Origin of the sequence: Tahibacter soli (assembly GCF_025717065.2) — a bacterium.
Lineage (GTDB): Bacteria > Pseudomonadota > Gammaproteobacteria > Xanthomonadales > Rhodanobacteraceae > Tahibacter > Tahibacter soli.
In genome coordinates this window covers 195,005-207,610 of record NZ_JAOVZO020000015.1, presented here as the reverse complement: position 1 = coordinate 207,610, position 12,606 = coordinate 195,005, and the positions used below count along the sequence as shown (strand labels likewise).

Genomic DNA, 12,606 nt, shown 5'->3' with positions numbered 1-12,606 from the left:
CGCGCTCGGCTACGCCCGGCGTTTGAGCCCCGAGCCCGCCGAGAGCAGCAATTCCATTTCATGCGCACGCAGCGCCGGGGCGTAGAGAAATCCCTGCGCGGTATCGACGCCCATCGCGATCAGGAGTTCGGCCTGCCCGTTCGTTTCGACGCCTTCGGCCGTCAGCGCGAGGCCGAGGTCTTCGGCGAACGCCGCGATCGTGCGCACGATCGCGCGGTGGCGCCGGTTCGATTCCATGTCGCGCACGAAGCCGCGGTCGATCTTGAGCGCGTCGAACGGCGACGACGCGAACGAATCGAGCGAGGAATAGCCGGTGCCGAAATCGTCGACGACGAGGCTGACCCCGAGCGCCTTGACCTCGCGCAGGATCGTTTCGGCCTTGCTGCGGCCGGTGCGGAACACGGTTTCGGTCACTTCGAGGGCGAGCGCCGACGGCGCGAGGCCGGTGCGCGCGAGCACGTCGCCGACGCCGCTCGCGACGTCGCGCTCGGAAAACTGCCGGTCGTCCACATTGACATTGACGTGCAAATGGGAAAATGCCGGATAGTCGCGGCGCCAGCGCGCAAGATCGGTGCAGGCGCGTTCGAGCATCCACCAGTCGATCGGCACGATCAGGCCGGTTTCCTCGGCGACGTTGAGAAAATCCGGCGGCAGCAGCAGGCCGCGGCTCGGATGGCGCCAGCGCAGCAGCGCCTCGCAGCCGACGAGCGCGCCGCTCCTCAAGTCGACCAGCGGCTGGTACCACACGTCGAACTCGCCGCGCTCGAACGCGAGGCGCAGGTCGGTTTCGAGCGCGAATCGCGCGCGCGCCTCGCCGTGCATCGCCTCGTCGAACACGACGTAGCCCGACTTGCCGCGCGCCTTGGCGCGGTACATGGCCGTATCCGCGTCGCGCAGCACTTCCTGCGGCGTCGAATACGCGTCGGCGCCGAGCACGATGCCGATGCTCGCGCCGGTGTAGATGCGATGACCGTCGACCTCGAACGGCTCGGCGAGCGAGGCGAGCATCTGCCGCGCGACGACCTCGGCCGCGGCCGCGTCGCACGAGGCCGTCGGCAGCACGGTGAATTCGTCGCCGCCGTAGCGCGCGAGCACGCCGCCGTCGCCGAGGCTCGCCGCGAGGCGTTCGGCGATGGCGACCAGCAGGCGGTCGCCGGCGGCATGGCCGAGGCTGTCGTTGACGAACTTGAAGCCGTCGAGATCGAGAAACAGCATCGCGTAGTCGAAGCGCGACGTCGCGCGCGCGTGCTCGAGCCGCCGCGCCATCAGCCGGTCGAACAGCTCGCGGTTCGGCAGCTGGGTCAGCGCATCGTGCGTCGCGGTGCGTTCGAGCTCGCGTTCGAAGCGGTGCCGCTCGGTCACGTCGCGCAGCGTGCCGCTGAAGTAGTCGACGTCGTCGAGGCGGAACACGCCGGCGCTGACGTTCACGCGCAGCTCGCGCCCGTCCTTGTGCCTGAGCCAGGTTTCGTAGTCGTGCGGCACCGGCTCGCCGCGCGCTCGCGCGGCCAGGCGTTCCTCGATGATGCGCAGACCTTCGGGCGTAGCGAGCTCGCGCCAGTGCATGCCGACGAGTTCGTGCTCCTCGTAGCCGCTCAGCGCCACGAACATCTGATTGACGTAGGTGTAGCGGTCGTCGCGCATGACATAGACCGCGGCCTGGCTGTGCTCGACCAGCAGACGATAGCGCTCTTCCGAGCGGCGCAGCGCGCGCTCGGCGTCGCGCCGCGCGGTGACGTCCTGCGTCGACCCTTCGATGTGCAGCACGGCGCCGTCCGCGTCGCGCACGAGATGCGCGTCGGCCGACACCCACAGCTCGCTGCCGTCCCTGCGGCGGAAGCGCACTTCCTCGTCGCGGAACCGGCCTTCCCGTTCGAGCAGGCGCATCAGGCGCACGCGTTCGTTCGCGTCGGCGTAGATGTCGCCGGCCCGCGTGCCCGACGCGAGCAACTGCGCCGCCGACGCATAGCCCGTCATGCGCGCGAACGCCGGATTCGCCTCGAGGATGCGCCCGTCCGGATGGCTCTGGAACAGGCCGACGACCGAATGCTCGAACAGTTTTCGGAATTTGCGTTCGGCCTCGGCCAGCGCGACGCGGCTCGCGCGTTCGTCGGTGACGTCGCGCGCGGTGCCGGTGCTCGCGATGTCGCCGTCGAACTCGACCGGATCGGCGCGCACCTCGACGAGCCGGCGCGTGCCGTCCTTGCGCAGCATCTGGATCTCGTAGCCCTGCGCCTCGCGCGAGCCGGCTTCGCGCTCGGCGCGCCGGCGCGTCTGCGCCTCGCGCGACTCGGGCGCGACGAGGTTCATGTATTCGCTGCCGGTCAGCTCGTCGACCGTGTAGCCGAGCATCGCCGCCATCGCGCCGTTGGTGAACACGACCTTGCCGCGCTGAATGAGAAACACGCCGTCGCGGCAATTGTCCACAAGAATACGATACAGCGCCTCGGACTGGCGCAGGCACGCCTCGGCCGCGACCTCGTCGGTGATGTCGACCATCGACCCTTCGAAGAACAGGAGCCGCCCCTCGGCATCGCGCACCGTGCGCGCGTTCTCGCTGATCCAGATCACGCTGCCGTCGCGCCGGTAGACGCGCGCGCGTTCGTTCGCGATGCGGCCCTTTTCGTACAGTTCGCCGTAGATGCGGTCGGCGTGCGCGGCGTCGACGTAAAGCTCGCGCGTCACGCGCGGAAAATCGCGCAGCATGTGTTCGGGCGAGTCGTAGCCGAACAGGTTCGCATACGCGGGATTCACGTCGATCATGCCGCCCGTCGGCAGGCTGCGGTAGATGCCCTCGCGCGCGGCGAGAAACAGCGAGCGGTAGCTCGACGCGTCGATCGCGGCGTCGGGCCGCGGATCGGCATGCGTCAGCTGCGCGATCGCGAGCACGAGCACGCGATCGTCGTAGTCGATCAGTTCGCACTGCAGCGTGGCGCCGAGCATCGTGCCGTCGCGCCGCGCGAAGCGCAGCGGCTCGTTGACGATGCGACGCTCGCCGCGCAGGCGCGCCCAGATCAGCGAACGCGCCTCGACCGACGGCCACAGGCCGATGTCGAGCGGCCGGCAGCCGACGAGTTCGTCGCGCGACCAGCCCAGCGTGCGCTCGAGCGCCGGGTTCGCATCGACGATGGTGCCGTCGGCCGCGTCCAGGATCAGCACGAGGCTGTCGGACAGCCGAAACGCCGCCGCGAGTTGGATGTGCGCCGATCCCATTGCAAGCGAGTATATCGAGCGGGTGTCGGCGCGCTACGGGGCGGACGCGAAAGAACTGTCACAGAATCCGGGTCCGTGTTGACAATCTCGACACATCTGCCAGTACGCTGAGCCGGGCGCCCGCCGCCCGCTTCGCCCGGAGCCCGCCATGCCACGATTCGACGACATCCGTATCGCACCGTCCGACATCACCGACGAGGCGGTCTACCGCGACCGCCGCCGCTGGCTCAAGGCGCTCGGCTACGGCCTGCCGCTGCTGGTCGCCGGCTGCGGTTCGAACGGCGACGCCGACGCGAAGACCGCCGCCGCGCCGCCGACCGGCAAGGCGTTCGACAACGTCAAGCGTCCGAGCCCGTACGACGCGACCGACCCGCAAACGAGCTGGCGCGACGCGACGAGCTACAACAACTACTACGAGTTCGGCACCGACAAGGACGACCCGGCGAAGCATTCCGGCAAGTTCAAGCCGCAGCCGTGGTCGGTCGAGATCGCCGGCCACGCCGAGGTCACCGGCACGTTCGCGCTCGAAGACCTCGTCAAGCCGACCGATCTCGTCGAACGCATCTACCGGCATCGCTGCGTGGAGGCATGGTCGATGGTGATCCCGTGGGTCGGCGTGCCGCTCGCCGACGTGCTCGCGCGGTTCAAGCCGACGAGCCGCGCGAAATACGTCGCCTTCACCACCGTCGCGCGGCGCGACGAGATGCCCGGCCTCGCCTACGGCGTACTCGACTGGCCGTATCGCGAAGGCCTGCGCATCGACGAGGCGATGCATCCGCTGGCGATGCTCGCTGTCGGCCTGTACGGGCGCGAGCTGCCGAACCAGAACGGCGCCCCGCTGCGTCTCGTCGTACCGTGGAAGTACGGCTTCAAGGGCGCCAAGTCGATCGTGCGCATCGAATTCACCGAACGGCAGCCGCCGACGTCGTGGAACATGGCCGGTCCGCGCGAATACGGGTTCTATTCGAACGTGAACCCCGCGGTCGACCATCCGCGCTGGAGCCAGCGCACCGAGCGGCGCATCGCCGGCGACGGCTCGTCGCTGTTCGGCAACCGCGTCGCGACCCTGCCGTTCAACGGCTACGCCGACCAGGTGGCCTCGCTGTACGCGGGCATGGACCTCAAGGCGAACTATTGATGCGCACCGACGCGATCGCGCGGACCAAGCCGTTCGTCTTTCTGGCCTGTCTCGCGCCGTTCCTGTGGCTCGCCTGGGACGTGTGGCAGCAGACGCTCGGCACCGATCCGGTCGCGCAGCTCGAACATCGCAGCGGCGACTGGGCTTTGCGATTCCTGCTCGTTACGCTCGCGGTCACGCCGCTGCGCCGCCTGACCGGCGTCAATGCGCTCGTCCGCTACCGGCGCATGCTCGGTCTGTTCGCGTTCTTCTACGCCACGCTGCACCTGACGATCTATCTCGTCGTCGATCTCGGCGGGTTCTGGAGCGAGCTGTTCGTCGAAATCGTCAAGCGGCCGTACATCACGGTGGGCTTCACCGCGTGGCTGCTGCTCGTGCCGCTCGCGCTCACGTCGACGAAGGGCATGATCCGCCGGCTCGGCCGGCGCTGGCAGCTGCTGCACCGGCTCGTCTACGTCTGCGCGCTGCTCGGCGTGCTGCACTTTCTGTGGCTGGTGAAGTCGGGCGAAAAGATCGCCGTGCGCGAACCGCTCGTCTATCTCGCGATCTTCGTCGTGCTGATGCTCGCGCGGCTGCCGTGGGCGCGCTGGACCGCCGCGCTGAGAAAGGCCTAGTGTCCTGTCCGGTGAGTTGCTTGAAGAACTCGCGAGCGGCTTTGGTCGCGAATCCAGGCGCGCTGACGAGTCGTACCGGCGGTACGGCGAGGAAGCGCAACGACGAGTCGCGGCCAAAGACGTCGCGAGCATTCATGCGAACTCATCGGACAGGACACTAGAAGCCGAACATCAGCAGCAGCGCGATGGCCGCGCCGATCAATGCGGCGGCGGCGATCAGCCACCAGATGTCGCTGCGGTTCGACGACGCGGCCGGCGGGGGCGCCGCGTCCGGCTTCTTCGGCTCGGGCACGTTGACCGCCTGCATCGTCTGCGTGATCTGCGGCGTCTGCGACGCGACGCGGTCGGTCGTATCCTGCCCGCGCAACGGAAAGCCCGGCGCCTCGAGCAGAAAACGGTTGCGGTCGAACGCGATCTGGTCGCCCGGATGCAATACGGCGTCGCGCACCTGCACGCCGTTGACGAACGTGCCGTTGGACGAACCGAGGTCGCGCAGATACACGCCGTCGCCGGCGTTTTCGATTACCGCGTGACGGCGCGACATCTCCGGCTCGTCGAGCACGAGGTCGCATTCGGAGCCGCGGCCGATCGTCAGGCGCGTTCGCACCGGCACGATGCGGCCGAAGTGACTGCCGGAAACGCCGCGCAGCACGACCTTCGCCGGCACGATGCGCGCACGGGTTTCCGGCGCTTCGGTACTGGCATCGTGCGCGGGCACCGACGTGCGGACCGCATCGTCGCGGTCGGGCTTGACCATGATCTGCACGGTATCGATGCTGAGCACGTCGCCGAGGCGCAGGATGCCCTTCTCGCGCACCGGCCGCGCATTCAGATGCGTTCGCGCGCGCGGGTCGAGTACGTTGAGCGTCAGGCCGCGGCCGTCGACTTCGATGCGCGCATGCTGCGGCTGGATGCCCGGCCCCTTGAGCACGATCTGGTTGTCCGCACCCGAACCGATGCCGCAGGCACCGGAACCGAGCACGACGTCTCGGTGCTCTCCGTTGGGAAAACTCAAGCGCGCACGTATTTCCATCAGTCGAACGACCCGCTCCGTATGTCTGTGCGGCGGCAATTTAGCACGGCTTGCGACCGGCGCATTACCAACGCGATTCCAGATCGATGACGACCCGCTGCGTATGCTCGTCGAGCCCCTCGCGCAACTCGCGGAAGCCGGCCACGCGCAGGCTCCAGTTGTCGTCGAACCCGTAGCCGACCCACGGCATGTAGCCGTGCGCGAAACTGTGGAACCACCAGTCGTCCTCGTTGAACGCGGCCATCACCGCGTCGCGCTGGATGCGCTGGTTCGAATAGCCGAACTCCCAGCCCCCGGCGCGACGGCGATCGCCGAGCACGAGGCTGAATCGCGCACCGTCGCGACGGTCGTCGGCGCCGAGATTGCGCACGAGGTCGATTCGCGCTTCGAGCGGCCACGAGCCGACGCTCGTGCGCCCTATCAGCTGCAGGTCGAGCAGGCGATAGTCGCTGACCAGGCGGTTGGTGCCGGCCACGCGCCGGTTCGTACGCGCAAGGCCCTGCGACGTGAGTTGTTCCAGATTGCTGAAATCCAGATACGTCAGAAGTATACCCGCGCCGGTCGGCGCGCCTTCGCGCCAGCGCCAGCCGGCCTGCACCGCCGCGATGCGGCTGTCGTCGTCGTACAGGTGCTGGCCGCGGAACACGCCGGCGCCGATCTCGAAACGGTCGAAGTCGCCGACCGGCACGTGCTGCACGACGCTCGCGCCGGCCGGACGCAGGTCGGCGTCCCAGACGAGCGGCGTCAGTTCGAACGGCAGCGGCGCCTTGCCGACGAGCACGCGCGTGTTGTCGCCCGGCTGCCAGCGCAGGTACAGCTGGTCGATGCCGGCGCCGTCGCTGCGCTCGTTGTCGTTGTTGATGCGGTTGTCGCGATTGTGATCGCTGCCCTGCGCGAGCTTGATCGCCGCGCCGAAGTTCAGCGTCGGCATCGCCGCGTATTCGCCGCCGAGCCGTGCGCGGGCGCGCGTGCGATGCAGCGCGTCGCGATTGTTCGGCAGGCCGTCGGTGTGTTCGTAGCGCGCGAGGAAATCGCCGAACCAGCTCCAGCGCGCGGCCGGCGCGTCGGCCGCGTCGCTGCCGGCGAGAATGCCGTCCTGCGCCGAGGCGGCGCCGGCGGCGAGCAACAACCCTGCGTACAGCACGATCGCGCGCATCGTCAGGCCCTCAGCTGCGACAGGGCCGCGGCGAGTTCCGCCGCGCTGGCCGGGCGCTCGGCCGCGCTGCGCTTCAGGCAGCGGACGATCAGCGTTTCGAGTTCCGGGCGAATTTCGGGCCACAGCGCCGACGGCCTGGCCGGTTCCTGCTGCATCTGTGCCATGTAGATCTCCATCGTGTTCGACCCGGAAAACGGCAGCGCGCCGCAAAACATCTCCGTCATGAGAACGCCGCAGGAATAGATATCCGCACGTTCGTCCACTTCTTCGCCGGCGAGCTGCTCCGGCGCACAGTAGTTGGGCGTCCCCAGGAACGTGCCGGGCTGCGTGTGTCCGGGCATCGAACGGCGCACCGGACGGGCGATGCCGAAGTCCATCAGCTTGGCGTTGCCGTTCGCCTCGAGGATGAGGTTTTCGGGCTTGATGTCGCGATGCAGCACGCCGACCTCGTGCGCCGCCGCGAGCCCGGCCGCGAGCTGCCGCGCGATGCGCAGGCCGGCCGAATACGGCACGCGCTTGGCCTCGCGCAGGAGATACCGCAAGGTCATGCCGCGCACGTATTCCATCGAGATGTACGGCAGGCCGTTGACCTCGCCGAAGTCGAACGTGCGCAGCACGTTGGGGTGCGTGATGCGGCGCGCGAGCTTGATCTCGCTTTTCAGGCGATCGAGCTGCTCGGCGTCCATCAGCGCGCCGGGCTTCAACATCTTGAGCGCCACGATGTCGTCGAGTTCGAGATCGTGGGCCTTGTAGACGACGCCCATGCCGCCGGCACCGAGCACCGACAGCACGCGGTAGCGTCCTCCCAACGTGGAACCCGGCGCCAATTCCCCATTGTCGCGAAGTTGCCGCGCGGCCTCGCTCGAACGCGGCGTGGTCGCGGCGCCCACGGCGTCGCGGCGCACGGTCGCATCGGGCGACGAGGCCGCGGCCGGCGCGAGCGGGGCCGGAACGCGGTCGAGCACGGCCGGGTTCAGCGCATAGAACTGCTTGCCGCTGAACGCGCCCGTCGCCGCGCTCATCGCGTCGGCGCCGAGCACGGCGCGCACGGCGTCGCCGGTCTGGCGCGACGCGAGCAGCTGCCCCGCCCCGGCGTCGCACAGCAGCCGGTCGATCTGCACGAGCGGCGCGCCGATCAGGCTGTCGGTGCTGCCCGCCGCGCCGCGCACCATCGCGCCGTCGGCGAGCGCCGCGGCCGGCGCCTTGCCGCCCGCCTGCAGCACTTCGCGCAACAGGCTCAACGCATCGACGAGGCGCCGCTCGCCGGCCAGTGCGAACAGCCAGCGCGCGCCGCCCGACGCGCGGCCGGTCGCGCCGACCGCGGCGGCGGCCGTGTCGAGCACGCGCTGCACGCGCAGCTGCGCGGCGAGCACGTCTTCGGGCGGCGTTTCGGCCGGCAGCGTCAAGAGGTCGCGAAATTCCAGGCCCAGGAGCGCGAGCGGCTCGCGCCGCGGCGCGACCGGCTGCGGCATCGGCCGCGTGCGCACTTCGACGACCGGCGCACCGTCCTGCCCCGGTTCGGGCAGGAAGCGCGCGAGATTGCCGACGTAGCCTTCCATGTCGCTTTTTTCGCGCAGGTCGGACAGCAGCGAATCGAACGCGCGCGCGAGCCGTGCGAGTTCGTCCTTGCCCTCGCTGCCGATGCGCGTGGCGAAATTGCCGGCGGCGGCCTCCTCGGCCGCCTGCGCCATCGCGCTGACCGGCCGCAGGATGCCCTTGGAAATCACGAACGACAGCAGCAGCGCCGCGACGAGCGACGCGAGCCCCGCCAACAGCACGCTGTTCAAGATCGACTGGTAGCTCGCGACGATCTGGTCGGCCGACGCGAGCACGAGCACGGTGCCGAGATCGGCCTCGCCGGGCGCCGCGGTCGCCGCCGCGCGCGCGACCCACGCATGACCGCCGGCGTCGAGATTGAGCCGCGCGCCGGCGCCGACGGCTTTCGCGTCGAAACCCGCGTCGAGCGCGTTCTTGAGTTCGGCCACCTGCGCGCCGTCGAACGAACTCGCGACGAGCTCCTGCTTGCCGCCGACCGGCATCACGAACGCGATCTGCGCGCCGCTGACCTTGGCCACCTTCTTGGCCAGCGCGTCGTCGACCGCGAGCGCCAGCAGCAGGAAACCGACGACGTTCTGGTCCTGCGCGAGCGGCACGATCGCGGCCTGGTACAGCTTGTTGCTCTGGCGCCAGTAGCCGCTGAACGGCGTGGAATCCTTGAGCGCCGGCGCGACGAGGCTGTCGGCCGCGAGCGATTCCTTGAACGCCTCGGTCTGGTCGGTGCGCGCGAGCACGTCGCCCTTGCCGTCGAGCAGGATGCCGAGGTCGAAGCCGAATTCCTTCTGGCGGTCGCCGAGAAGGTCGCGCATCGACGCGACGTCGGGCGCCGCGTCGCCGCCGAGGCCCGGCAGGCTGCTCGCGCTCGTCGCGTCGGCGATGTACTTGACGAAGTTCGCGTCCGACGCGATCACGCGCAGGCCGAGTTCGAGCTGTTCGAGCCGACGCTGCTCGGCCTCGCGCTGCACGGCCGCGCTCGTGTCGAGCGACTTGTCGACCGCTTGCGCGGCGATGCGCTGGCCCTGCACGTAGGTGACGACGACGGCCGCGCCGAGCGCGAGTACGATCAGGAGCGCGGTCGCGAGAAAAAACCGCAGCGCGAGCGGCAGCGCGAAACCGGCCTGCCGATGCGGCGCCTCAGTAGCCGCCATCGGGAGTCCTGCCGTACGGCTTTCCGAACTTGTTCATATGTGGCGGAATCTTCTTTTGTGCCAGGTCGAGCCGCACTTCGACCGGCCCGCCCTGGCCAGGCGTCGCTTCCTGGTGCCACGGCGTCGCACGGTCGAACCACACGACGAGGTCGCCCTTGCCGGCCGGCAGCCCGGTCAGCTTGAACGCGCCCTGCGCGTCGGGGTGCGCGAAATGCGGCGTGTCGAGCACGAGGATGTGGCCGACCATCGAGTGGTGCACGTTGCAGTACACGCGCACGTAGCCCGCATGGTCGAATTTCTGCGCCTTGCCCTCGCCCTGGCCGTACAGACCGATGTCGAACGCATTGTCTTTCGACGTCGAGAACGCGTTGTGAAGAATCGGATCCTGGTTCGGAAACTCGACCGTGCTGCCGACGGTGACCGGCAGGATGCGCGGCACGAACTGCTTGCGCTGCGTGGTCATCGTGTAGGGTTTGGCCGCGGCTGAGACGGGGCCGGGCGCGCTGGGGCGAAAGTAGACGACGGCTTCGGCGGCCTCTTCGGCGCGCAGCGGCTTGCCGTCGGAGTACAGCATGATCCGGCCTTCGATCGTCGCCGCCGGCGCCGCGCAGGGCGCGGCGACCAGCACTGCCAGCAACACCGACCTTGCGCGCATTCCGTCCCCTTAGTGCCCGATCCGACCGTCGGCAGCCTTCGGGCGCCGACCGTGTCGCGCACGATCGCTCCGCCGTCACGCCTGCCCTTTCGCCCGCCCGGTGCCGTTTCCGTGCACGGCGGTTGAAGGCCGGATGCAACGCCCCGATCGTTACGCCCGACGCCGACTCATGCATCATAGTGCAAAGCCGCGCGGACCGGCAGTACGCGCCGACGAGACGACAGGAGCCCTCATGCCGAGCATCGACATCCGCCACGCCCACAAGAAGCCGCTCAAGGAAGCCAAGGAAAAAGTCACCGACGTCGCGAAGGAGATCGCCAAGAAGTTCGACCTCACCTACGGCTGGGAAGGCAACGTGCTGCACTTCGAGCGCAGCGGCGTGAACGGCAAGATCGCGCTCGCTAAGAACGAGGTGCACGTCACCGCCGAACTCGGGTTCCTGCTGTCGATGTTGAAGCCCGCGGTGGAGAGCGAGATCCGAAAGCGCCTCGACCAGCATTTCGGCACGGCATGACCAACGGCACATAGCGGCCTCGCCGGCGCGCGACGGCGGGCTCGACGAAGGTCGCAGGCGGCGATGCCGCAGTGCGGCTTGTCGCGTCGCGGCCGACCGCTACAATCGGCCACCTCCTCGAATCGAAGTCCCTCATGCTCGTGATCCAGGCTGCACGGCAGCCGCGCAAACGCCGGGCGCCCGCGCGCATCGGCCTCGCCGTCGCCGGCGGCGGCCTGATCGGCGGCATGTACGAACTCGGCGCGCTGCGCGCGATCGAGGAGGCGATCGAAGGCGTCGACATGAACGCGCTCGACGTCTACGTCGGCGTCAGCTCCGGCGCGTTTCTCGCCGCGGGCCTCGCCAACCGGCTGTCGACCGCCGAGATGTGCCGCATCTTCCTCACCGGCGACTCGCACGAGGCGCGCTTCAGGCCCGAAGTGTTCGCGCGCCCGGCGATGTTCGAGTACCTGCGCCGCGCCGCGCACGTGCCGCGCATGCTGTTCGACTGGTTCGGCGCGATCGCGAAGAACCCGTTCGACCTCAACGTGTCGGACACGCTGATGCGCTTCGGCAGCCTGCTGCCGACGGGCCTGTTCGACAACCAGGCGATCGAGGACTTCCTTCGCGGCGTGTTCACGAGCGGCGGGCGCAGCAACGATTTCCGCGAGCTCGAACGCAAGCTCTACGTCATCGCGGTCGAACTCGACAGCGGCAAGGCCGTGCGCTTCGGCGCCGAGGGCTACGACGACGTGCCGATCTCGCTCGCGATCGAGGCGAGCGCGGCGCTGCCCGGCCTGTATCCGCCGGTGAAGATCGGCGGCAAGTACTACGTCGACGGCGCGCTGCAGCGGACGCTGCATGCCTCGGTCGCGCTCGACGAGGGCGCCGACATCGTCATCGGCATCAATCCGCTCGTGCCGTTCGACGCGACGCGCGCCCAGTCGAACGGCCACGACGCGCCCGACAGCCTCGTCGAGGGCGGCCTGCCGGCGATCCTGTCGCAGACGTTCCGCACCATGCTGCAGTCGCGCATGCAGGCGAGCCTCTCGAAGTACGCGCGTCACTACGACGGCGCCGACATCGTGCTGTTCGAGCCGAACGCCGACGACATGCGCATGTTCTTCAGCAACGTGTTCAGCTATTCCAATCGCGAGGAAGTGGCCGAGCACGCCTACCGCTCGACGCTCGCCGACCTGCGCGCGCGCCGCGCCGAACTCGAACCGGTGCTCGCGCGGCACGACCTCGCGTTCCGCGCCGCGATCATGGACGACGAAGCGCGCGGCCTCCGCGACGGACTCGTCGACAAGCCGGCGCGCAAGACGCCGTCGACGTCGCGCCTGCGCCGCGCGCTCGACGAACTCGACGAACTCGTGGTGCCGAAGCCCGCGACGGCGCGCGCGAAGGCGGCGCGGCCGAGCCGCAGCGCGCGCCAACAAAAATAAACAAAGATACGAAGTATTGCGAAGCCCCCTTGAGTCAAGGGGGCGGCAGTCGTTGGCGCAGCGAACGAATGCGGGGTTGTGGAAAGGCACGCGTCCCGGAGGAACTCGAACTCGATGCAAGCCAAGCGCTTGATAGTGTGTTTATTCTAGGCGGCGC

General features: G+C 68.9%; 9 protein-coding genes. 4 read left to right on the top strand and 5 right to left on the bottom strand.

What is annotated here, in order from left to right; genetic code table 11:
- Positions 1-9: 9 nt before the first annotated feature.
- Positions 10-3,210 carry a PAS domain S-box protein gene (locus OD750_RS11065; protein ID WP_263544772.1) on the bottom strand — a complete coding sequence of 1,067 codons (3,201 nt, stop codon included), beginning with the start codon at positions 3,208-3,210 and terminating at the stop codon, positions 10-12.
- A 148-nt stretch (positions 3,211-3,358) separates the two neighbouring features.
- Here OD750_RS11065 and msrP point away from each other — a divergent pair, with 148 nt between their 5' ends.
- On the top strand, positions 3,359-4,348 hold the full coding sequence (gene msrP / locus OD750_RS11060) for a protein-methionine-sulfoxide reductase catalytic subunit MsrP (protein WP_263544771.1): 990 nt from the start codon (positions 3,359-3,361) through the stop codon (positions 4,346-4,348).
- A complete protein-coding gene (locus OD750_RS11055) occupies positions 4,348-4,962 on the top strand; it encodes a protein-methionine-sulfoxide reductase heme-binding subunit MsrQ (RefSeq protein WP_336407559.1) in 615 nt (204 codons plus the stop codon). Before msrP ends, OD750_RS11055 begins: the two co-directional genes overlap by 1 nt.
- Before the next feature lie 157 nt (positions 4,963-5,119).
- On the opposite strand, the gene OD750_RS11050 is transcribed toward OD750_RS11055, so the two are convergent.
- From OD750_RS11050 to OD750_RS11035, 4 genes are all read right to left on the bottom strand, one after another.
- Entirely contained in the window at positions 5,120-5,944 is an 825-nt protein-coding gene (locus tag OD750_RS11050; protein ID WP_263544770.1) for an FHA domain-containing protein, read from the bottom strand.
- A 115-nt stretch (positions 5,945-6,059) separates the two neighbouring features.
- Positions 6,060-7,151, bottom strand: a complete 1,092-nt coding sequence (locus OD750_RS11045; RefSeq protein WP_263544769.1) for a putative porin — start codon at positions 7,149-7,151, stop codon at positions 6,060-6,062.
- A 2-nt stretch (positions 7,152-7,153) separates the two neighbouring features.
- A complete protein-coding gene (locus OD750_RS11040; RefSeq protein WP_263544768.1) occupies positions 7,154-9,856 on the bottom strand; it encodes a serine/threonine-protein kinase in 2,703 nt (900 codons plus the stop codon).
- On the bottom strand, positions 9,843-10,511 hold the full coding sequence (locus OD750_RS11035) for a cupredoxin domain-containing protein (protein ID WP_263544767.1): 669 nt from the start codon (positions 10,509-10,511) through the stop codon (positions 9,843-9,845). The genes OD750_RS11040 and OD750_RS11035 overlap by 14 nt, the downstream gene beginning before the upstream one ends.
- Before the next feature lie 232 nt (positions 10,512-10,743).
- Here OD750_RS11035 and OD750_RS11030 point away from each other — a divergent pair, with 232 nt between their 5' ends.
- On the top strand, positions 10,744-11,025 hold the full coding sequence (locus OD750_RS11030) for a polyhydroxyalkanoic acid system family protein (protein ID WP_263544766.1): 282 nt from the start codon (positions 10,744-10,746) through the stop codon (positions 11,023-11,025).
- A gap of 134 nt (positions 11,026-11,159) precedes the next feature.
- Positions 11,160-12,449 (top strand): patatin-like phospholipase family protein, encoded by a 1,290-nt coding sequence (locus OD750_RS11025; protein WP_263544765.1) that lies wholly within the window; start codon positions 11,160-11,162, stop codon positions 12,447-12,449.
- The last annotated feature ends 157 nt before the right edge of the window (positions 12,450-12,606 follow it).